Raw genomic sequence first — 19951 nt, 5'->3', positions numbered from 1 at the left:
GCAAACCCCCTGTGTTCAGACCTCGGGCGGAGGATTCAAAGACGCATCCAAGTACGTCGACCATTCCGTTGCCGCATTGCCATACGTGTTATCCGGGAGCGTGTTCATGTACGCCTGGAACCGGCCATAGTTGATCACCGCAACAAGCACGTCAATCTCCGGACGCGTCACCTCCGTGCCTGACATCTCCCACTCGATCAGCTCGCCACCGAACTGCACATCAATGGGCTTCTCAACCGGATCAGGAACAACGACATGCAACAGTAGCGGCAGGCGGGTCGGAGGCATTACGCGAACCAGGAACTGTCCCGCCGCAAGGACTTCACCGAGCCGGTCGGCATCATCGAGGGTCAACGTTTCGCAGTGCAGCGGCACATCCTCGAGGAGTGACTGCAACCCCATCAACGCACGTGTCTGATATCCCGCCCGATACACCTTCGTCGGGCGAGGCCGGTGCAGTTCACCCCCGTACGTTCCGAGCGCATTTACCGCAACGGCAGTCGCCGGGGCCAACGGATCGGACAACACCGCAAGCCCCTGCTCAATATCTACCTGCGTGACCAACTCGAGCACATACCCAAGTTCCGCCCCAGAAGCATCGAACTGCTGCACCTTGTACGTCACCGGCACACCAAACGGCACCCAATAGTCCGTCTGCGCGAACCCTCCCGCGATGGACACGCCACGCATGTTCCGGACCTCAATATCACCGGCAACCGAAATCTGATGCACGGTGATCGTCACCGCCGAAGGGTCCACGTCAGCCACATCGACGAACAGGTCAACCCGAGGGGTTGGGTCCATGTCCGTGTGCGGTGTCACCGTCGAAACCATGAACCCTCCCTAGGGTCGGAAACCTTGTACCTGTGCCCGCGAAGAGGACGCGTCGTAACTGTTGATTCGCCCATCAACGAGGCGGGCAAACCCATCGCCACCGATCTCGAGCCGACCAGAGATGGACATGCCGCTCAACGGGACCGCTGACACCGAAGCGATAGAAGGCCCACCCGCAACAGAGCGGGGCGGCGTTGCTGTCGCAGTTGCAATGGAACCGAAGGCCATGCCGCCCGTGACAGATTGAAGACCTGTCGTGAACTGCTCACCCAACGCGACACCACCCTCGAGCACGCGCCGCCAGCCCGCCCCAGAGAACGGGCCACGCTTAGCCGGCGAATGGGGGAAGAACCCAGCCACAAACGACATCACGTCGCCCACCGCGGAACCGACCGACCCGAGCATGCTGCGGATACCGTCCACGAAGCCGCCGATCAAATCCCGACCAGCGGAGACCAGCCAAGAACCCGCGCCCCCGAAGAACGCCATGATTCGCGACGGGATGCTCCGGAAGAATCCGACAATGTCTTCAACCCTTGAACGCACCACAGAAGCCATGCCCTGCACGACGCCAACGATCCGGCTCACAATTCCGCCGATGACCGCCCCGGCTTGGTTGAACGCCGCAACCAGCGTGTCCCACTCTCTGATGATCCAGTTGATCGCGAACGCGATAGCCGCAGTGCCCCCGATGAACGCCAGAACGACGCCCGCCCACGGGTTCTCGTCGATGAACTTCTTGATGTCTTCGTAGAAGACGGTCACCGCGGTCGCCAAAGCAATCACGGCGATAACGGCAGCCGCGATCCACGTGACCGGGTTTGCGGCCATCGCCGCGTTCAGCAACCAGACCGCGGCGGTCACCCCGCCAATCGCGATTGCAGCCGGCCCAAGGATGTCCTTGTTGCCGCCCAACCACGCACCGAACTCCTGCACCGCAGGGATACCGGTATCTGCCAACCATGTCGCGAAGTCCTCAAGCCCCGGCATTACGTCAGACTCGAAGAAGTCCATGAGCTTGCCGAGGGCGGGCATCAGCGCCTCGCCGATCTTCTCCTGGATCTCACCGAAACGGTTCCGAAGAATCTCGAGCTGACCCGCCGCGGTCGCCGCATCCTTCTCAGCAAACCCGGAAACCTGCGAACCCAACCCGGCAACCAACTGCGCCAGGTTCCCCGCCACAGTCCCGGTGTCTTTGAAGTCGATACCAATGTCCTTGAGCGCGCGACCCTGCCCAAGCAACGCCTTACCCAGATCGCCCGCCGCAGTCGGAAGATCCTTACCCGTGCGTGCCGCATAGTCGAGCAGCAACGGTGTCAGATCCTTGAGCTGCTCACCAGTCAACCCGTACTGTGCAAGCTGAGCCTGACCCACCGCAATGGCGTCATCATCAAACCGGGTCTTCTTCGCAAGCGCCGAATTCATCCGGCGAATCGCTTCAATGTTCGTATCCGCGAGAGCCGGGAACCGCTCGAAAGCATCCTCGAGCTTCCTCTGCTGCTCCTCGGCCTCAGCGAACGCCTTCACCGACTCCACCGCGAACGCCGTAGCAGCAACCGTCAATGCGGCGATACCGGCAGCGGCAGCCATGCCGATGCCCTTCGCCACCCCCGAGAACTTCTTACCGAGGGATTCAGCCTCGCGGCCAACACCCTTCATCGTCTTCGACGCGGTCTTATCCCGACCGTAAATGTCGAACGTCAGAGACTTGGTTGCCATGCCGCCCCCGAACCCTATTTACTTGCGCTTGTTGACTTCCGCGTCGATCGCCTTAATAGACGCCAGATACACCCGCCACCAATGAAGCGGCAAGTCATAAACAGTCCCCGGATGAATCCCAGGGAAGTGGTGCGAGATCGCCGGCAACCACTTATCCATCGACGCCTCAATGTCATCGATCTCGTCCAGGTCATTCGCCTCGCGTTGACGTTGCCTGCGGGCATTTACTGGTCTTTTGGGTCGACCTCTACCGCCTCGCCATCCTCAACCTCAAGCCCCACGGAAGCGAGAGACACCGAACATGCCTCATCGAACGTGACCGGTTCCCCCGCACGCCGCTTGCAGAGGAACACCAACGCGGCGAACGTCTCCAACGTCTCCACCGAATCGAACATGTCCATCGGTGAATCGAACTCCTGCATCGCCTCAAGAGCAGTCACAATCGACTTGATCGAAATACCCCCCACACCACCGACCTGTGTGGCCCGCTTCAAATCCACAAGGTCACGGATCGCGGCATGCTGAATGGCCCGCTCAAGGTCATACGAGACCCCATCAACGGTCAGATTCGTCAAAGTGCTTCCCCCTTTAGCTACAGGACATCGTCGTACTTGGAGATGAGAGTCAACGAGTCATCGATCGCCGACTGGATCTCATCGAGAATTTCCTTGTTGAGCGCCTTGCCGATGACCTTCCCGAAATAGGGACGGCCCTCCTGAGACACCCACTCGTTGCTGCCATACACCGGGTGACGCCAATTCGGCTTGTTGTACGCCAAAGCGAAACCCTTGTGACCCGCAGCCAACCGCGAAGGTGAAGTCACAATGCGGACACCCGCACGCTTTGCAGAAAACGACAACGAGAACCGTGTGCCGGCAGCCAGCCCCGCACGCGCACCCACCGAATGGTTGCCGCGTGACGGGGCCGGCTTACCCAGCTCGTCACGAACCTTGTCGACCGCGATCTTCCCCGCATCACGGATGCGCTTCCGCATCTGCGCATACAACTTCTTGTCGTACGCTTTCAGGTCACCCGCGAGCCGATTCCAAACAGTCGGATCGATGACAACCTGAACCGGCATCAGATCGCCGTCTCAGCCGTCACAATCGCGACATAGATGGGATGCGCCGCGGCGCCCTCAAGTGCCGTGAACCCGATCGACTGAGTCACGACGCCGTCACCGGACGGCTTCGGAACCTCACCATCAAGTCGAATGACGGGGATCGTGATTTCCAACGTCGGATAGAACGCCCCAGTGATCGCAACCGGGTGAGCGAACTTCAGCACCAAAGCAAGGTCCGTCTGGTTCAGGAACGCATCCCGCAACGTGTTCGAGTCGTACTCAACCGTCATCGTCCCCGTCAACGTTCGCGCACCCACAACAGGCTTACGACCACGCTTACCGGAACCGCCAAGGTAGAAGCCGCCGTCGTCAAGACCATTCTCAAACGTCATGTCAATGTCAGTCACGTTCGCCGCGGCAGTACCACCCGAGGCAAGCGCAGTAGTCGTCGGCGGCGTCACCGACCCACCAATTCGAATCGACGACCCAACAAAGTCCAGCAGCTCATACGATGCCGGATACGACGGCGTCGCGAACGACTGCGCAGTATCAGCACCCTTGCCAACGAAATTGAACTTGAGCGTCGGAACCGCGCCATTCTGTGCCGACAACTCAAACCCAGAACACACCATCCCCAGGTAGGAGACCGGCTGATTCGCGCCACCACCAACCAGCGGGACACCCGTCTGAATCGTGTACGACGGCAGCGGGTCCGTAGCGGTCGGCGTGAAGAGCTGTTGGTACGCCGCACCGGAGGCGACCGTCGACGTAGCGGCACCCAACGCCGCCTCGAACAATGCGCCCAGACACTTCGTGGTCGCCTCAACCTCAACGGAACCCGAGACGGACTCCTTCACCTTCACGCGCCGGTCAGCACGCTGCATACGCCGCCCGTACCGGAACGCCGGACCCTCCGAGAACTCAGGCTCCCAAGCGAATTCCTGCGAGATGTGCTCAACAAACTTGTCCGGTGCCACATACGTGCCGAACGTGGTCTCCTTCTTGAAACCAACAGAAGCATCCAACTGTGTGGTCATGCCTTCTTCCCCTTCGGCTCAACGAACACTGCGTACAAGTCGGCCTGCTCGAGCAGACTTTCGGCCTGCTCTTCCGACACCTCGAACGGCTCCCCCGGTTCATGACGCCCCGGCACACCAACAATTTCCAATGCGCCAAACGGCGACTTATGAACCAGCCTCACAAGGCCCCCTAGCTCGTAATCCGAACAAACGCGTGGAACACCACTTCGACGACAGCCTGACGGCCTCGCGCGAGCATCCCCATATCGGTGAAACCTTCCGAATCAATCGACTCAAGAAAGCACCACTCACAAAGCCCCCCGAGGGTCGTGTCGGTGACACGCACGTACTCCTCGAGCCGGCGAACGGCATCAACCGCAGCATCCGTGACAACCCGGTCATCATCGGCCTCACCCGCACGGAAGAAATCAAACGACGCAGTGATGAACACGTTCTCGTTACGGGCGCGCCTGGCACCCATCGGCCCCGGCTCCTGCTCCGTACGCATCCCCGTGAACACGACATAGTCGTCAAAGTCACGTGCGATCGGGAACCCCCACGACACAACAACATCATCCGCAGCGAACAACGTAGACGCGGCGTCATAGAGTGCGTTCTTCACCTCATACGCAGCAGTAGCAGTACCCATCAGATGAACCCCGGCACTCTCACATACGGCTGACACAGCTCAACAACACGACGCGGCACCGCAAACCCCAACGGGACACCAGCAACAGCATCAGGCACGTCATCGAACGCAGGACGGTTCGACTGCTTCCCCTGCTGCCACCAATGACGCACCAACTCGCGCGCAGCCAACTGCAACGTCAACGGGACCGACGCGAAACCAGCGGTGTACTCAACCGACACGGCAAGCACCCCATCGACGAAAGACCGCGACCCAGCAGGATCGCCCGCGTACACAACGTTCGCGTCCGAATCGAACACGAAATCTGTGGTCGCGACACCATCCTCAGCAACCTCGACGATCGTCAACGCAACCTCAGGCAGCACGACAGCGACGTTGCCGCCCGCGAACCGCTTAGTGCGCGTCACCGGCAACACAGGACCAACAAGCGACTCAATCACAGGCGTCGCAGCCTGCACATACGTAGTCAGATCCGCATCACGCGTCGCATCAGCAGACTTGAAATTCAACCCCTCGCGGGCGTACTCGAGGGTGATCAGGCCGCCCTCGATAACCGTCATCCGAGGGACGCCTTCGTAAGCCCGCCACGCTGCTCAGGCTTACGCCGCGCAGTCGCCTTCTCCGATTCAGCAGACTTACCCTCCGGGGCGCGAGCAAAACCGTTCGCAATCAACTCCGCAGCTTCCTGCGCCGGCACATCGATGAACCCACCAACAGCAGGCCAATCAACACCGTTCCGCGTCCCACTGATCAGGACGACCATTTCAACCTTCGGCATTCCGCCATCTCCTCGAAGTCTTAGGAAACGGTGTGGGGGCGACCGAAGCCGCCCCCACACCAGAACCGAACTAGATCAAGCCGCGTTACCGATGAAGTGCTTCACAGCACCCGTCTGGTCGACGAGCAGACCATCGCCGCGGATCGTCGCACGGAACGTGATCTGGTCGGTGTCGAACGCGAACTCGTCCGAACGCTCGAACTTGATCCCGTTGACGACACGCACCGCGTACGCCGACAGGTCACCGAACAGAACCGACTTCGCCGCAAGGCCAGTGCCCGCGACGTTCGGGTCAGTCAGAACCGGCTTCGAGAGAAGCAAGTCAGGCTGGCCGGCGATAACCGAGGGCTGCCAGAGGTACTGGCCGGTGCCCGCGCCCTCACGGAACTTGCGGATAACCGCAGCCGTCGAGTCCTTCAACAGCCACTTGGCCGTCGACTGGTTACGGTACGGGGGCGTCACCGAGTAGAACAGGTCGATCAGATCGTCCAGGTTAGGAACACCCGCGACCGAAGCCGAACCCGTCTTGCCCAGCGTCGACGACACGGTGATACCGGTCGGCTCCGTGGTACCAACACCAGAGATCAGCTTCGCGCCGAACGCGTTACCAATGTTGCGACCCACAGCACGGGCAAGGTAACCCTCAAGGTCGACACCAGTGTCCTCAACGAGTTCACGCGACACCTTGATGAGCTGGCCGAACTTGAACGCACCAAGAGTGCGCTTCGAGAACGTCGGGTCGGTGCCGGCAATCGCGACACCCTCAGAGACCGCAGCAGCGGCACCGTGGGTCAGCGTGATCGGAACCTCGAACGACTCACCAGAGTCAGTCGTCCAGATGGTTGCACCGCCACCCATGAGGGTTGCAGTCTCAACCAGGTGCTCCCAGAGCTGCGAACGGAACGACGTAGGCACGGTGTTGCCACCAGCCGTTGCGGTGCCCTTCGACAGTGCACGGAGTTCGTACGCCTTGACCTCGCCCGAGAGGAACTTGCGAAGCTCCTCGTTTTCGGTCGGGACAACCTCGCGACGCTCAGGAACCTTAGCAAGCGAACGCAGCGACGCCGCGGCAGCCTCCGAGTTCGCCTCATCCTCAACGAGCTTGTCCGCACGCGAACGAAGCGACTCAATGTCAGCCGTCATCCGGTCGTACTGCACGTTCTCTTCCGCGGTCAGGTCACGCTTCTGTTCCGCCGCGTTGTCGAGCAGAGCCTTAGCCTGCTCCCAAGTGTTCGCACGCTGCTCAAGCAGGTGCTTCGCCAAATCACTCAATGTGATCTCCTTAAATGCAAAACGCCCCTCAAGGGGCGTCTAAATGAATGAAGGGGTTTGCGAGTGGTCGTCTACCTGCTCACGTGCTACTTGAGGTTGTCCAGCTCCAAAAGGCGCTGACGCAAAGAAATCGAAGGGTGAGTTTCGCTCTGCCCCTCTTCCTCCTGCTCTTCTGCCCGAACCTCAACGGGCGACTCAACCGGCTCGCCAGACAACAGCGACCGAAGCTCCTCAGTCGACGCAGCCGCAACCGCATCAACCTCAATATGCAGATGCTCAGCCAACGACCGAACACCCACCGTCGAATCCCGGTACGCGGGATTCACAACCGGGGCAACGTCCACCAGCTGGATACTGCGCAGAGTCCGCAACGGGAACCCCTGCTCGGTCACACCCCACTCATCTTCAAGAGTGTGGAACGCGAACGACGAATACCGGAGGTCACCACGCTTCGCGAGCGCCGCAACATCACGACCCGCAGACGTATCCGGCAGATCCACGATGTACCGCACCCCCACGTCATCAACCTCGAGCCGCAACGTGCCGGCCTCGATCGTGCCAAGCAGGAAGTTGTCGTCATGGTTGTAGCGAGCCACCACAGGCAGCTTGTCGGAAACGGACTTCGTCGCAGCAGACGGATCAACCCGCTCAACGAACCCACCCAGGTTCTGCGAATACTTGTTGAACACGATCGCGTACCCGTCCAACGTTCCAGGCCCATCATCCGCCGAACGGAACTCAACAGGTTGCGACACGTGCCGCATCTCAAGATCACGCATCGGTGCCTCCCCCGGTCTGCGGTGCCTTACTTCTCATAGATTGGAACTGCGCCCACTGCTCATCTGTCAGCGGTGCACGCTCCTCAAGCGCTCGAGCCTCATCAACCGTCTCAACACCCGCATCGATGGCCGTCTTATGGGCAGCCATACGCGTCGTCAGATCCGCTCGAGCAGAAGCATCCAAGTTGAACCGCACATACTGCGACCCAAACAAGTACCGGTCCAGGACAGCCTCAAACCGTGTCGTCCACGGACGCATCGTCCGCATCGCAAACTTGATCTGATCCTGCTCAAGCGACTTGTACGTCAACGACGAACCAGACGACTCGCCGCCCACATCCTCAGGCGCAACCCGATAGATCGCAGCCCACTGATTCGCCGTCAACTTCAACGCCGAAATGAACTGCACCTCCGAACCAGGAATCGCAATCGCCTCATACGACCAATCCATGCCCGTCACAAACGGGTCAGACGACGAAACCGACGCCTTGAACCGAGACTTAGCCTCCTGCGCCTGCGCCGGCAGCAACGCCTTCTGCGTGTTCTTCAACACACCCGAAGGAATTCCGCCCCGCTTGAACCACGTCTTGCCATACGTCTGCGCCGCATCCGCCGTCTCAATCTGCGCCTTGAACAACGCCAACGGCGACAACCCGACAATCGACCCAGCCTGCACATACGCCGGCACATGAATCAGCCGCTCCCGAGGAATCACATTCCCCTTGAACAGAAACACCGGAGACGAACCCGACTCATCAACATCAACATCGTTCGGGTTCAACCACACAACACTCGACGGAACACCCCGCTTATCCCACGCCAAGATGTAGCCGTACGCGTTGCCCCGAAGCAACGCCGACGAAATCGCCTGATGCTTCCACGAGTAAATATCCAACCCGTTCACACCAGGATCACGAACCAACTGCGGCTGCTCCTTCGCCCGCACCGGCACATCCGAATCACCCTTGTCGAACACCGAACACGGCGACGACGCAAACTGATCCGCAATCAACCCAGTCGCCGAATACACAGGAACGATCGACAACGGATTCACACCACGAGTCGTCGACCCGCCAGACCCCCAAACATCCTGAAACGAAACCGAACGCTGCTCCACAGAAGGCTTACCGAAGAGGATGCTCATACCGCCCCCCGCCTACTCAGACCACGCGCCACCCAAAGAAGTCCAGCCCCAGCAACCACCAACGCAGCCGGCCAGAACACGAACACCACACCAAGCACGATCAGCCCAAGCCCAAGAAGCTCGAGCACTGTCGTCAACACGCTCACTCGAAACCCCCTAGTAGAACGAATCCATCACGTCATATTCAGCGTCGCCCGAGGTCAAAACCCACCATGCTGCTGCGAACGCCATCAACGGGCCAATATCGGTCACAGATTTCAGCCGTGACCACAACCAGCCCTCCATCGACTTACGACGCCGCGCCCCATGCACAGCCGTATCCAACGGGCCTTCGCCGAGATGCTTCACCTGCCCATTCAGGAACGCAGTATGGATACCCATGCACGCGTCACGCATGTCCCGCGTCTTCAAACGCACAACCTTGATACCGGCCTGCTCAAGCAAAGGAATCAGCGGGCCATTCTCGCCATACTCGTCAACAACGAGACGCGCGACGCCCCGCTGCTCAAGCTCCGCGACAACCCAGCCGACAACCTCAGCATCAGACCACTGAGCGCCAGCACGCTGCTCATACAAACTGACGGTGCCAACAACACCCTCGGTCGAATCCCCTACCGCCACGAGCGACACAGACTGCTTCAATCCCATACGGACATCAAGTGCAACCACCGGAGACCCAGTCAACGCATCGATAGACACCTTCGCGTCAGCCCAGTTCGGGAACTCAGCATCTGACGAATCGTCATCCCAAATACCCAAACCCTCACGAGAAAAGTCACTCGCAGTCAGCTTCCGCTTCAACCGAAGAATCGACTCCGCGGGAGTCCTCTTCGGATACGACGGATTCGCCTTCGCCCACTGCTTCCTGTCATCAGGGCTGGCGTCCTCATCCGCACCAAACTCAATCCAAGCCCCATCAGCGAGCGTGCCAGCCAACGCCTCACGACGCATCCGCTTGAACGACTCCGACATGTCCTCCGGCTTCGGAGGCGTACCAATGTAGAGCTGCAACCCGAACGCCGAAGTATTCATCGTCGCGAGCATGTTCGACATCGCCTTGTCGGAGAGGATCTGCGCCTCATCGAAAATCAGAATGTCCACGCCCGGAATGCCTCGACCGAAGCCACGCTCCCGCGCACCGAACAGAATCCGCGAACCATTGTGGAAACGGATCTCCTCATCACCCGACCCCGTGTACACCTGCTTGATGTGAGGCGCGACCTTCTCCCGCTGCGCCATGCCCTGCATCGACAGGAACGTCTCACTCGACGTGGCCGAGTGGTGCGCCGTCCAGATAACCAGGAGACCCGGAATGTTCACACACAACGCGAACACCGTGTAGCCGACCAGGTGAGTCTTGCCAACCTGCCGAGGCAGCGACATGCCGACGCCATCGATCATCGCCGCAAGGTTGCCGTCCGACCGCTTGGCGAGCATCACACGACCGGCACCGTCCTGCCACGGATCGAACTTCGCGCCCAGCTTCTCGACACAAGTCTTCCGAACAGCCGGCCAACCGGTCGACGTAATGTCAGTCGGCACATGCAAATGCTTCGCCAGATCAGAGAGCTTCGGCGGACCAGTCTTCGTCCGCTGCGACGTCGGCAGCATCCGCTCCTGCCTCCTTAGCGCGAAGGTCGATCGCCCCGATTTCCTTCGAAATGTCCTGCAAGCGACGCGTCAACGAAGCCAGATCACGAGGCGGACACTCCGGGTCAGACACGGCCCTAGCAATCCGCTCCCGCATCGCCACCAGCAGAGACCGATGATCACCTGTGGCCGCAGCCTGGGACACCGACTTTGTCGGGATCGCCTTCTCGTCGTCTTCGACCGCTCGGAGGTTCTTACGCGCAACCATCAGCGCACCTCCCTTGGTGGTGGAAAAACGTGGTAGATAGAAAAGTGAAGAGGGCGCGGTCTTCTGTGCATCGAATCGCTAAAAAATTCGGGAGCGATGAGAGGTCGACTCGCCTTTGCGTTTGCGGTTTGTGCGTCGTGCACCGTCACCCATGTTGCATTTGATGCACTCGGGGGCGTGGTTACTCGCCTCATAGAACAGTGAGGGGTCATCCTCGAGGGCGATGATGTGCCCGAGGGTCATGCATTGTGGGTGCGGCCATGGTGCGTTGGCGTACAGGTATGTGCCGCATCCTCGCCAACAGTATGCGTCGCCCTGTGCTTTGAGGTTGCGCACGCATTGTTGGTAGCGCCTGGTCTTGCGGGGGTCACCCATGGCTACCCCCTCTTAACGCAGACAACCCCCACACCGTGAGGTGTAGGGGTTGCGAGGGCGGTGTGGCTCAGAGGGTGAGCATGATGATGCTGACCACTACTGCGATGGTCGCGAGCGTGAGGCCGATGAACGCCAGCCCTCTACCTACTCGGATGGTGCGCGACTTGTGGTTGCCTACTGTTGCGAACACCATGGCTGTGAGTGCCAGTGCCCATGCGATGACGGGTGCCCAGATGAACAGGATCGCAGCCCCACCGATGATGGTGCCCACGAGCGCGGGCGTGTTCTTCGCGGGTATGGGGGCGGGTTGTGGTGCTGCCCATTGGTTGCCGTCCCACCATCGCATCTGCCCTGTGTGTTCGGGGTCTGGATACCAGCCTGCGGGTGCTTGCTGTGTGGTGGTCATGGTCGCATTGTGGCAGAGGGGTGACGTGTTTGTCATCAGTGCTGTCTCTTAGGTTTGGTTGCGTGCTTGGTTTGTAACGTCCTGGGTGTTACTAACCAAGCGTTAGTGGTCGTTGCGGATTCGAACCGCTCCCCCTTTCAGGGGCATAGCATCCCTTATCAACCGGGCTAATCCGAGAGGTGTGGTTAGCGCCCCTGTAGGCCCGGACTTACGACCCTTGTTTAGTCTCTCAGTCTTTGCGGTGCGGGTTGTATCGTGCAGTCCATGAGCGGTGTTGTCGTCGTTCTTCTTCGCACCGGATCTCGCATGCCAAGAGTTCGGATGCGCTGTTGCAGTCGGAGTCGCAGAACTCACACCGAAACTCAGACATTCGGCTTCACGGTCGCGGACCCGTAGTCGATGACGTACATGTCCTTTGCGTTCCCGTAGCTGAGGGCGTACTTCACTTGGCTGGGGGTTGTGCGATAGACGTTCGCCACCCGAGCGAGGACATCATCGATGGCCAGTTCACCCTTGCGATTCACGATGCTGACGATCGTGCGAGCCTGCGTGTCAAGAACCTTCACGTGCTCAGTGAGCGTGAGCATCAGCCCTCCAGTTTGTGGTTGAGGTTGTCGGCGGCGTCCGTGATGGTGGCCGTGTCAGTACTTGTGTCGTGAACGTCAGGTGTCCATGCGAGTTCGGGTGACTCGAGCGCTGCGACCAGTTCGGCTGTGACTGTTGCCATTGCTTCGATGTCTTCCTCGGCGATGCCGCATTTGCGTAGTTCCTCGATGATGAGGTCGCGATCAGTCATTGTTGATTCCTGCCCACTCTTCGAGGTGTTCGTATGCGTGTACGACCCGTCGTACAACCAGCGCGGTGTACGCCTTGTCTGACATCACGGTTTGTGTGCCCACCCCATCGCGTGGAAGTGTTTCCCGAATGATCCCGGGTACACGGCACCTGGGACTCGGTCGTCTTTGAAGAGGTGGATGCCGGCTGCTTGTAGTGCTTGGTCGGCGAGTTGTGCGCATTGCAACGAGTCGGTGGAGCTGAGCCACCGTCGCAACCGTGCGGGTGTCGCGGATTTGGTGATCATTGCGAACCCGATGGCGTAGTAGTCGGCCCAGTTGTATTTTGTGCGGACGTGGTTGACAGCCCACCGTTGGATCGTTTTCCGTTGTGCGGGCGTCAGCTCGAAACGAGACCACACGATTTCTTCGTTGTCGGCGTAGTAACTGATGGGCCGGTAACGCACACCACCAGGTTCTGCACTGACACAACGGTCGTTCGATACCGCCACAACAACATGCCCCCAGTAGGAGCCGGTCACGATTTGCACGATGCGGGAGAACCAGTGCTCACTCCGACAGATACCAACCTGACCTGTGAGCATCAGCGCCCCCTGTTGAGTTACCTAGTGCTGCGTGATCCTCCGGAACTCGAGCACCGCATAGTCGTGATACCCGGAACACCCGGAACCCGTTTTCACCGTGCACCACCAACCACCATCACGACGAGCTTTCGCACGCCTCTTGTCGCACACGGCAATAATGTCGCCACACGGTGCACCCGCATACCAGTGGGCTTCGTGTTCGGGCCAACCGTTTTCTTGTTCGTACACGGATTCGCAGGTGGTGGCGTGCAACTCGTCTTCGAGGAGGATGAAGTCAACCTGTTCGAGAACGTCGGACATTCATGCACCTCCCTACGGGTGGCAGGTCACACAGTTGATGGTTTCGATGGGGATACCGTCACGTGTCATCGCTTCCGGAGCCAGGCTGTAAGGGTGGCCGTCCGGGATCGGGGTGCGACACGTGCCACACAACACACCATGCGGGAACCCATCACGAGTGACGACCATCACGAACGGCCACCCACGTTTACGCGGACGAGATCATCGTCAGACATCGCGACCGCACCGTGTTCATCGGCTATGAGCTCGCACGGATCATCCCCGCAGTCACAGTACGTGAGGTATGTGAGGTGGAAGCCTTCTGGTTTATCAATCCCGAGGAGAATCCCCGACATGGGCCAGTATTCCCAACCGTCACAGAAGGTGAATGAGACGTGACGACTGATGTAGGGTGCGAGATCCTTCACCTGGACGGCACGGGTGCTCATCAGTCTTCGCCGACCTTTGACTCATCAGACGGCGGCAACTGCCAATCACCAGCAAGCGAATCTGCTGCTGCCTGCGCCCACTCACGACGCTCAAGACGCTGACGCTCAACAAGCTCTTCGGTAGTCATAGCCTGCGCTGATGAGATACGTTCGCGAACCGCCTCAATGGGCATCGCTCGGATGCTTTCGACTAGACGCTCTGCGCGTGTCACGACCGTCTCCTCACGGTTAGGTGCTTTTTGGTGCTTTAGCCGATCCCCAAAAAGGAACACGATATGACGGCGAGTCACCGAGAAGGGGTTTTGCAATAGTTTTGCGAGACCCTTCACTAGATCGCCCACGACTCATCTATCTCGTACACGGCCTTCGCCAACAAGCTGTCCGGCGCCTCGTCGTAGTGGTGATGGCAGAAATCCAGCAACCCCTTCGAGAACAAGACCCGGTGATACGCCGCAGCACCACAATTTCGGGTATCGCACCTGTCGCCAGCTTTCAGAATCCGGCGCGGCTCACCGGTTACCACGACCACGCCAAACACACATCAGCAACCCCCAGAGGACGAGGAACGGCAGAAACAAGTGCGGCAGAAGACCGCAACGACGATCAATGCCGCCACTACGTGGGCTAACGGCGTGCACGGTCGCCATTACAGGAACGCCGGATCCGACCACGACAACGGCTCATGCTCCCCAACAAGGAACGCCAAAATCCCCGAACGTGAGAACCGGCCAGTCGCATCACGCAACCACTTCGACCCGCCATCACACGACGGACACTGGAACACATGGGTAGAACCCATCTCCCACTGCTGGAAATTGTGCTTATGAGCCGTCACCCAAATGCGCGCCTCATACGCCTGCCGGTCACCACGCACCTGACCGTTCAACCACTTCTCAAACCCCGCAGCATCCGAGCCAGGGATCTTATGACCGTGATTGAACCCCATCGGGATACCAGCAACCGTCGTGTACACGTTCATCTCGTCATGCGGGATCGTGAACTCAACATGATCAAACTCAGACCGGCCAGACAAGACACGACGCAGAGTTTCAGCGAGGAACGCTGACCCGTTATCCGAATCCCCCGTGATCGAGTTCTTCGCACCACCCTGACGACCAAACTCCATGTGGTTACACAACACCGACACGAACTGGCCCTTATCGAACTGGGGGTACAAGTTGCGTGCGTACGCCTGCCACACATCCAAAACAAGGTTCATCTGGCCGCGAAGGTTCTTCTCCACAGTGTGAGTCTGCGAAGCATAGTTGCCCGCGATGCCCTCACCGGGGTCACCGTTGTTGACGATGACAACCTCATCAATGTTGCGGCCACCCTTGCGTTGACGGGCAACCCATCGCTGAAAGTTCTCGAGACCGTCGTACAGGCGCTGCTCGGTCGCTTCGACCCCGCCACCCTCAGACTTACCGAGCTGCATGTCAGCAAGGTTCAACACCGCAGCGACAGGGGCACCCAAACCAGTACCAGGGGTACGGGTCGGAAGCTTCCACAGTCGGACACGCTTTTGCGCCGCCTCAACATCAGCATCCGTGAACAGTTCAGCCATGCTCTGTGCGAGCGGGCGAACATTCAGAAGCTTGTTCCAGTAACCGCCACCAGGATTCGACGTGACACCGTACGTGAACGTCACCGTGTCAGGGTCTTGACCCTTCGCACGGATGAACTCACGCCAGTCATCACGACCCCACGCAGTAGAAGACATGCGGACGGCGGAAAGGATGCGATCTTCGGAGTCGAGCTGGACATCATCAGCCAGGATCGCCGAGGCAACCTTGTGTGCCGAGGTGCCGGCGCTGGGAAGCTGCTCACCATCACGAACGCGACGGCGGTACTTGTTCACAGCGGACTTAGCCAAACCCCACTTCGCCTGAACCTTGGAACTCGAGATGCGAGAGTCCAACAGGTCAGCCACGAACAGGGGGTCATTGAACAACGGGGAATGAGACACAACAACACCCCTTCCGGGCGCTATACAGCGGAACCATCTATGGAGTTTTGTTTTCAGTTGTGACTACGCGGCGGCACGAATCCGCCTGCACGTCTTGCACGCGAGGGTCGGACGTTGCCGACCGGGCCGGCGATGGACGTACACGTTCTCCGACGTGAGTTTGTGGCCCTTGGAGCAGAGATCCTGGGGCACGTCGGTGATGTACCGGGCAAGGGGTGACACCCCGCGGGCTACGTTCTCCGCCTGGGTTACAGGTTCAAGATGCTCGACGTTGACGCATGCACGATTTCGGCACAGGTGGTCAAGCACAAGGCCCTCTGGGATCGTGCGACCAGACCACTCGTACGCGACGCGGTGAACAAGCTGAGTCCTGCCATCGAGCTTGACCGTGCCATAACCGGTGTCGGACCTGCCCGCGCTCCAGACGATGCAATCGCCGTCTCGCTCGGTCTTCGACCAGAATCGTTCCTCGATGCTCAGGTCGTTGATTGAGTCGGCATGCCCGGTCTTCCGGATGCGCTTGTAGTGCATGTTGCAGAGTCCGCGCGCCCTCGCGCCCGACCCGCAGTCCGTTACGGTGCATGTAGAATTGCTCACATCAACTCCTTGCCGAGTTGGTCATGCTCCCGGCTGTTGACGCAGCGCGGGAGTTTCTAATGTATTGGGGTGACCGGATTGGCGTCTGCCGGCCCAGCACTTATGAAGTTGACAGCAGGTAAGCGCAACCCACGTGTGTGGACGCCAACCGCGTACCTGTCCCGAGAATTGAACTCGGACTCCCGTGAGGGAACTCGATTTTGAGTCGAGCGCGTCTGCCAATTCCGCCAGACAGGCAAAGGTGGGGGCTCGTCAACCATCCGAGAAGACTGCCCCCACGCGGCTATTGGCGGCGCGCCGTACGCAACAAGCGGGGTGGATTCCCGCGCCGGTCTCCCACCAACCCTTGTGAGGATGGCGAGGACGATGATCCCTCAAGGCCACAAAGCGCGCTGTGTTCATCAGCTCAGCCGTGTTGGCTGGCTATAGCGAAGGTAACCGCGTGTGCCGAGGGAAGACATAGAAAAAGCCGGTGTTTGCGGCTTCTAGGCGCGCGACATCGGCTTGCTTCTATTGTGCCAGATTTTGTGTTACACCGCAACATGTGGTAGTCGCGTGTCAGACGCATCCGTTTGCGCAGGCGTAGTGGTCGGGCTCGGGCGTCGGGCCGCCCGTGTAGACGATCTTCACGTCTGCCTCCTTGCGGAACTTGCCACACTCGTCACAGCGCATGTCCGCCCTCGATGCGGATGCCGATCGTGCCCCACACCTTCGCGCTGTGGTCGTCCTCGGGTGCGGAGACCTGACCGCAGCGCCGGCAGTGCCCGCATTCGTTGGTGCCCCAACGGTGCTCGCAGCCGCCCTCGAAGTCGGCGAGGTGCACCGGCAGCGCGATCTGGTCGACGGCTTGAAACGAGCGCCCCTTCGCACGCATCCACATGATCTGCGGGTGCATGACGTGAGTATTCACGAGGCACCACGCCTCGCCCTCGGCATCCTGCACCCATTGGCCGATCGCGACATCTTCGAGTGCCTCGGTGGTAGTGATCGTGTTCTCGTCGCTCATTGTTCCCCCTCGGGGTCGTCCTCGATCATTTCTTCGATGAGTTCTTGTACGGCATCTGCACCCGACCATTCAGCCGAACACTCAACAACACGGCACACAGCCCGCAACGACGCATGCAAGGTTGCCTGGTCGTACAGGACGGCTACAGGTGACGCGCGTAGTGACCCGTCCAACCCGACCCAGTTGGTTTGTTTGCAGACGGGGCAGGGGCCGGCGAGTGGGACGGTCTTGGGCGGGTCGAGGAGTTCGGTGATGGTGTCAGCCCACGTTTCGAGGGTTCGCGTGTGAAACGTTGACTCGTTGACCTGCGCCGCGAACCACCGTTCAAGTGTCACGGTCGTGTTCTGCCGGTCAGGTCGAACACCCGCCAACCGACACCAGTCACCAATCTGCGTTTTGATCAACAACAGTTGATACAAAGCCGCATCATTGATCACCGACCCTGTTGCTGTACCACCACCGCCACCATTCCCAATCGCAGACGTGACAGCAGTCTCGAGTTGCACCAACAACGGTTCATGCTCAACCACAATCGTTGACCCGTCGTCGCGGATCACTTTCGTACGAGACGGTTTCGTGAGGGCTTCGACTGCCTCGGCCAGTTCGGTCGTCATACGTCCTCCCAAGGAGTCACGAAACGGCGTTCGATATCTCGCGGATTCCAGCTGTCCCGCGTCTCTTCTCGCAGCCCGAGGGCGTCGAGGGCGGCAGTCGCACCGGAGCGCCACACGTCACGCTGCACGTCGTTCAGCCCAGTCCAGATCGGCTTTGGTTCGTCATGCTCCTCGATGTCCCACTGGAAGATCGCGATTGCCACCTTCTCGACCAGCGTTTCCGGCCATTCACTCATGCGCCTTCCCCTCGGCCAAAAGTGCAACGAGCTTCGACATCGCCAGATGCGCACCGAAGTGGCGAGATGAGAACGCGCCCAACTGCCAGTCAGACACGATCAAACGAATCTCTGCCTCAACGTCCTCGCTCATTGTTTCCTCCCTGTTGCGAACCCAATCGCATCCACCCACGAACAGCCCGCCCACAAACACAAACCAGACGGATGAAACACCACCCATCGAGGCGGTGCTTTGAACACTTGCAACCGCTCCAAAACCTTCATCAAACCGCCTCGAAAATCTGCACTAAGGGACACGAAAAAGTCGCACCCCCGAAGAGATGCGACCCGGAAAAAGGATGTGTGTTCAGTTAGTCGCGAGTGCGGGCGCGCTGTTCCGCGTAGTTAAGATCGTTCAGAACGTTGTGCGCGCGAGCCCCCTCGTTGATCGCGGCAGTCAGTCGCGCCCGCGCCTCAGTGATTGCGGCTTCGGCAGCCTGGATGTCCAGCCTCGCCGCTTCTCGTGCTTCCTCAGTCATGCGCTAAGCCTCCGGGTAGATGTCGCGGATCTCCACCCAAGATCCGGGTGCGAGGAAGTGATCAAAGTCGCCGTCTCTCGTTGACTCGTTCGACCGGAACGCGGCAACACCAGCATCATTCACGCGGAATGCGAAGAAGCCCCAGTCCTCTTTGTTGCCATCGCTACGTACAACAGTTGCTCTGTAGTTCGTCTCAGCCACGATTCACCTCTCAGAACGGGACGGTGGAATCGTACTCGCCGCTCGCAGGGGAAGTCTCCCACGACGCAGCAGGAGCAGTATCGGGTGCTGCAGTCTCGCCCGACAGTCGCGGACTGTTCACTGACAACTCAACCGACGTGCGCTCATTCCCCTCCCGGTCAGTCCACGGGTCACCAATCTTCGCCCCCAGAAAACCAGACAGCGAAACCTTGTCGCCCTCGGACAGACCATGCGGCTCCTTGAACCACACGCTGTAGTACGTCTTGTACGTCTTCCCGCCCGACTCGTTCTCCTCCAACACCTTCAACCCGTTGCCCGTGCGATTCACACGCGACACCGTTACATCCCTGAGCTGCACGATTGCCATTACTTGCCTTCCTTCCAAACCCGCTTGTTCGCGGGAAGATGTTTACGACGACGCATGGCCGCGACCGCCGAATTCGTCCAACCCAACGCGGCACCAATCTCCGCATCCGACATGCCCTGAGACCACAACTGCGACAACGCGTCACGACCAGACACGGCAGGCACTAGACCCTCGAGCGCTGCCGTCACTAGTTCGCGTGACGTGATCCCCTGCGCATCGGCCTTCGACACCAGATGCCCCCACACACGATCCGGGAGCTCAATCTCCAACCTCATTCGTCGAACCCCTTAGGCCAGATACGGCACCCATACCGCCAGTCGATCAGTTCGTCATGGAAGATGCACACCGCGTCGCCATCGTCATCGAGGTAGTACGTCTGCTCGAGTTCCATCAGAATGCCTCGCATCTGAGACACGGCAACGGATACCCCGCATGCATAGGGCA

Annotated in this window: 27 protein-coding genes and 1 tRNA gene; all 28 read right to left on the bottom strand. The window is 59.6% G+C overall.

All coding sequences use genetic code 11. The annotated features are described in order from the left end of the window. Positions 1 to 15 precede the first annotated feature (15 nt). The 28 genes from GQQ93_RS04945 to GQQ93_RS04815 all read right to left on the bottom strand — a co-directional run bounded on the left by GQQ93_RS04945 (position 16) and on the right by GQQ93_RS04815 (position 19507). A complete protein-coding gene (locus GQQ93_RS04945; RefSeq protein ID WP_157423126.1) occupies positions 16 to 834 on the bottom strand; it encodes a hypothetical protein in 819 nt (272 codons plus the stop codon). Positions 835 to 843: 9 nt separating this feature from the next. Then, on the bottom strand, positions 844 to 2553 hold the full coding sequence (locus GQQ93_RS04940; RefSeq protein ID WP_157423125.1) for a phage tail tape measure protein: 1710 nt from the start codon (positions 2551 to 2553) through the stop codon (positions 844 to 846). Between the two features lie 224 nt (positions 2554 to 2777). Continuing rightward, positions 2778 to 3128, bottom strand: coding sequence for a hypothetical protein (locus GQQ93_RS04935; RefSeq protein ID WP_157423124.1), 351 nt, complete (start codon positions 3126 to 3128; stop codon positions 2778 to 2780). A gap of 17 nt (positions 3129 to 3145) precedes the next feature. Then, entirely contained in the window at positions 3146 to 3634 is a 489-nt protein-coding gene (locus GQQ93_RS04930) for a hypothetical protein (RefSeq protein ID WP_157423123.1), read from the bottom strand. Beyond that, positions 3634 to 4653: a phage tail tube protein gene (locus GQQ93_RS04925; RefSeq protein ID WP_157423122.1), complete on the bottom strand. Its 1020-nt coding sequence runs from the start codon at positions 4651 to 4653 to the stop codon at positions 3634 to 3636. Before GQQ93_RS04925 ends, GQQ93_RS04930 begins: the two co-directional genes overlap by 1 nt. A gap of 172 nt (positions 4654 to 4825) precedes the next feature. Continuing rightward, a complete protein-coding gene (locus GQQ93_RS04920; RefSeq protein WP_157423121.1) occupies positions 4826 to 5257 on the bottom strand; it encodes a hypothetical protein in 432 nt (143 codons plus the stop codon). A gap of 26 nt (positions 5258 to 5283) precedes the next feature. Beyond that, a complete protein-coding gene (locus tag GQQ93_RS04915; protein WP_157423120.1) occupies positions 5284 to 5844 on the bottom strand; it encodes a hypothetical protein in 561 nt (186 codons plus the stop codon). A gap of 293 nt (positions 5845 to 6137) precedes the next feature. Next, the gene (locus GQQ93_RS04910; protein ID WP_170296126.1) at positions 6138 to 7334 is read right to left on the bottom strand and encodes a phage major capsid protein; all 1197 of its coding nucleotides are present in this window, start codon (positions 7332 to 7334) and stop codon (positions 6138 to 6140) included. 86 nt (positions 7335 to 7420) lie between these two features. Next, a complete protein-coding gene (locus GQQ93_RS04905; protein ID WP_157423118.1) occupies positions 7421 to 8113 on the bottom strand; it encodes an HK97 family phage prohead protease in 693 nt (230 codons plus the stop codon). Next, on the bottom strand, positions 8106 to 9257 hold the full coding sequence (locus GQQ93_RS04900) for a phage portal protein (protein WP_157423117.1): 1152 nt from the start codon (positions 9255 to 9257) through the stop codon (positions 8106 to 8108). The genes GQQ93_RS04905 and GQQ93_RS04900 overlap by 8 nt, the downstream gene beginning before the upstream one ends. A 156-nt stretch (positions 9258 to 9413) precedes the next feature. Continuing rightward, positions 9414 to 10868, bottom strand: a complete 1455-nt coding sequence (locus tag GQQ93_RS04895; RefSeq protein ID WP_157423116.1) for a terminase large subunit domain-containing protein — start codon at positions 10866 to 10868, stop codon at positions 9414 to 9416. 689 nt (positions 10869 to 11557) lie between these two features. Further along, positions 11558 to 11896 carry a DUF2510 domain-containing protein gene (locus GQQ93_RS04890; protein WP_157423115.1) on the bottom strand — a complete coding sequence of 113 codons (339 nt, stop codon included), beginning with the start codon at positions 11894 to 11896 and terminating at the stop codon, positions 11558 to 11560. 362 nt (positions 11897 to 12258) lie between these two features. Further along, positions 12259 to 12483, bottom strand: coding sequence for a hypothetical protein (locus GQQ93_RS04885; RefSeq protein ID WP_157423114.1), 225 nt, complete (start codon positions 12481 to 12483; stop codon positions 12259 to 12261). Next, positions 12483 to 12692 (bottom strand): hypothetical protein, encoded by a 210-nt coding sequence (locus GQQ93_RS04880; RefSeq protein WP_157423113.1) that lies wholly within the window; start codon positions 12690 to 12692, stop codon positions 12483 to 12485. The genes GQQ93_RS04885 and GQQ93_RS04880 overlap by 1 nt, the downstream gene beginning before the upstream one ends. Before the next feature lie 84 nt (positions 12693 to 12776). Beyond that, on the bottom strand, positions 12777 to 13211 hold the full coding sequence (locus GQQ93_RS04875; protein ID WP_157423112.1) for a hypothetical protein: 435 nt from the start codon (positions 13209 to 13211) through the stop codon (positions 12777 to 12779). Positions 13212 to 13295: 84 nt separating this feature from the next. Further along, positions 13296 to 13574: a hypothetical protein gene (locus tag GQQ93_RS04870; RefSeq protein ID WP_157423111.1), complete on the bottom strand. Its 279-nt coding sequence runs from the start codon at positions 13572 to 13574 to the stop codon at positions 13296 to 13298. Between the two features lie 427 nt (positions 13575 to 14001). Then, a complete protein-coding gene (locus GQQ93_RS04865) occupies positions 14002 to 14343 on the bottom strand; it encodes a hypothetical protein (RefSeq protein ID WP_157423110.1) in 342 nt (113 codons plus the stop codon). Beyond that, positions 14331 to 14525, bottom strand: a complete 195-nt coding sequence (locus GQQ93_RS18235) for a DUF7455 domain-containing protein (RefSeq protein ID WP_425482259.1) — start codon at positions 14523 to 14525, stop codon at positions 14331 to 14333. Before GQQ93_RS18235 ends, GQQ93_RS04865 begins: the two co-directional genes overlap by 13 nt. 123 nt (positions 14526 to 14648) lie before the next feature. Beyond that, on the bottom strand, positions 14649 to 15860 hold the full coding sequence (locus GQQ93_RS04860; RefSeq protein WP_157423109.1) for a hypothetical protein: 1212 nt from the start codon (positions 15858 to 15860) through the stop codon (positions 14649 to 14651). A 171-nt stretch (positions 15861 to 16031) separates the two neighbouring features. Further along, positions 16032 to 16499 carry an HNH endonuclease signature motif containing protein gene (locus GQQ93_RS04855; protein ID WP_157423108.1) on the bottom strand — a complete coding sequence of 156 codons (468 nt, stop codon included), beginning with the start codon at positions 16497 to 16499 and terminating at the stop codon, positions 16032 to 16034. A gap of 219 nt (positions 16500 to 16718) precedes the next feature. Then, a tRNA-Leu gene (locus GQQ93_RS04850) sits at positions 16719 to 16802 on the bottom strand. 424 nt (positions 16803 to 17226) lie between these two features. After that, a complete protein-coding gene (locus GQQ93_RS04845) occupies positions 17227 to 17571 on the bottom strand; it encodes a hypothetical protein (RefSeq protein ID WP_157423107.1) in 345 nt (114 codons plus the stop codon). Further along, positions 17568 to 18185 carry a DUF7341 domain-containing protein gene (locus GQQ93_RS04840; RefSeq protein WP_157423106.1) on the bottom strand — a complete coding sequence of 206 codons (618 nt, stop codon included), beginning with the start codon at positions 18183 to 18185 and terminating at the stop codon, positions 17568 to 17570. Before GQQ93_RS04840 ends, GQQ93_RS04845 begins: the two co-directional genes overlap by 4 nt. Then, complete coding sequence (locus GQQ93_RS04835) at positions 18182 to 18421, bottom strand: hypothetical protein (protein WP_157423105.1); 240 nt, start codon at positions 18419 to 18421, stop codon at positions 18182 to 18184. Before GQQ93_RS04835 ends, GQQ93_RS04840 begins: the two co-directional genes overlap by 4 nt. Further along, positions 18414 to 18554, bottom strand: coding sequence for a hypothetical protein (locus tag GQQ93_RS04830; protein ID WP_157423104.1), 141 nt, complete (start codon positions 18552 to 18554; stop codon positions 18414 to 18416). Before GQQ93_RS04830 ends, GQQ93_RS04835 begins: the two co-directional genes overlap by 8 nt. Positions 18555 to 18771: 217 nt before the next feature. Further along, positions 18772 to 18939: a hypothetical protein gene (locus tag GQQ93_RS04825; protein ID WP_157423103.1), complete on the bottom strand. Its 168-nt coding sequence runs from the start codon at positions 18937 to 18939 to the stop codon at positions 18772 to 18774. A 3-nt stretch (positions 18940 to 18942) separates the two neighbouring features. Further along, positions 18943 to 19140 (bottom strand): hypothetical protein, encoded by a 198-nt coding sequence (locus GQQ93_RS04820; protein WP_157423102.1) that lies wholly within the window; start codon positions 19138 to 19140, stop codon positions 18943 to 18945. 10 nt (positions 19141 to 19150) lie between these two features. Continuing rightward, positions 19151 to 19507 carry a hypothetical protein gene (locus tag GQQ93_RS04815; RefSeq protein WP_157423101.1) on the bottom strand — a complete coding sequence of 119 codons (357 nt, stop codon included), beginning with the start codon at positions 19505 to 19507 and terminating at the stop codon, positions 19151 to 19153. Positions 19508 to 19951: the final 444 nt, after the last annotated feature.

Source organism: Agromyces lapidis, assembly GCF_009749405.1.
GTDB lineage: Bacteria > Actinomycetota > Actinomycetes > Actinomycetales > Microbacteriaceae > Agromyces > Agromyces lapidis.
The sequence above is the reverse complement of the archived record's forward strand: the minus strand, read 5'-3'. Positions and strand labels throughout refer to the sequence as shown.

What these genes read in the sequence shown, in the direction of transcription:
- GQQ93_RS04945 (WP_157423126.1), bottom strand. Translation starts at nt 834, where the DNA reads ATGGTTTCGACGGTGACACCGCACACGGACATGGACCCAACCCCTCGG.
- GQQ93_RS04940 (WP_157423125.1), bottom strand. Translation starts at nt 2,553, where the DNA reads ATGGCAACCAAGTCTCTGACGTTCGACATTTACGGTCGGGATAAGACC.
- GQQ93_RS04930 (WP_157423123.1), bottom strand. Translation starts at nt 3,634, where the DNA reads ATGCCGGTTCAGGTTGTCATCGATCCGACTGTTTGGAATCGGCTCGCG.
- GQQ93_RS04925 (WP_157423122.1), bottom strand. Translation starts at nt 4,653, where the DNA reads ATGACCACACAGTTGGATGCTTCTGTTGGTTTCAAGAAGGAGACCACG.
- GQQ93_RS04915 (WP_157423120.1), bottom strand. Translation starts at nt 5,844, where the DNA reads ATGACGGTTATCGAGGGCGGCCTGATCACCCTCGAGTACGCCCGCGAG.
- GQQ93_RS04905 (WP_157423118.1), bottom strand. Translation starts at nt 8,113, where the DNA reads ATGCGTGATCTTGAGATGCGGCACGTGTCGCAACCTGTTGAGTTCCGT.
- GQQ93_RS04900 (WP_157423117.1), bottom strand. Translation starts at nt 9,257, where the DNA reads ATGAGCATCCTCTTCGGTAAGCCTTCTGTGGAGCAGCGTTCGGTTTCG.
- GQQ93_RS04895 (WP_157423116.1), bottom strand. Translation starts at nt 10,868, where the DNA reads ATGCTGCCGACGTCGCAGCGGACGAAGACTGGTCCGCCGAAGCTCTCT.
- GQQ93_RS04890 (WP_157423115.1), bottom strand. Translation starts at nt 11,896, where the DNA reads ATGACCACCACACAGCAAGCACCCGCAGGCTGGTATCCAGACCCCGAA.
- GQQ93_RS04885 (WP_157423114.1), bottom strand. Translation starts at nt 12,483, where the DNA reads ATGCTCACGCTCACTGAGCACGTGAAGGTTCTTGACACGCAGGCTCGC.
- GQQ93_RS04880 (WP_157423113.1), bottom strand. Translation starts at nt 12,692, where the DNA reads ATGACTGATCGCGACCTCATCATCGAGGAACTACGCAAATGCGGCATC.
- GQQ93_RS04870 (WP_157423111.1), bottom strand. Translation starts at nt 13,574, where the DNA reads ATGTCCGACGTTCTCGAACAGGTTGACTTCATCCTCCTCGAAGACGAG.
- GQQ93_RS04855 (WP_157423108.1), bottom strand. Translation starts at nt 16,499, where the DNA reads ATGCACTACAAGCGCATCCGGAAGACCGGGCATGCCGACTCAATCAAC.
- GQQ93_RS04845 (WP_157423107.1), bottom strand. Translation starts at nt 17,571, where the DNA reads ATGAGCGACGAGAACACGATCACTACCACCGAGGCACTCGAAGATGTC.
- GQQ93_RS04840 (WP_157423106.1), bottom strand. Translation starts at nt 18,185, where the DNA reads ATGACGACCGAACTGGCCGAGGCAGTCGAAGCCCTCACGAAACCGTCT.
- GQQ93_RS04835 (WP_157423105.1), bottom strand. Translation starts at nt 18,421, where the DNA reads ATGAGTGAATGGCCGGAAACGCTGGTCGAGAAGGTGGCAATCGCGATC.
- GQQ93_RS04830 (WP_157423104.1), bottom strand. Translation starts at nt 18,554, where the DNA reads ATGAGCGAGGACGTTGAGGCAGAGATTCGTTTGATCGTGTCTGACTGG.
- GQQ93_RS04825 (WP_157423103.1), bottom strand. Translation starts at nt 18,939, where the DNA reads ATGACTGAGGAAGCACGAGAAGCGGCGAGGCTGGACATCCAGGCTGCC.
- GQQ93_RS04815 (WP_157423101.1), bottom strand. Translation starts at nt 19,507, where the DNA reads ATGGCAATCGTGCAGCTCAGGGATGTAACGGTGTCGCGTGTGAATCGC.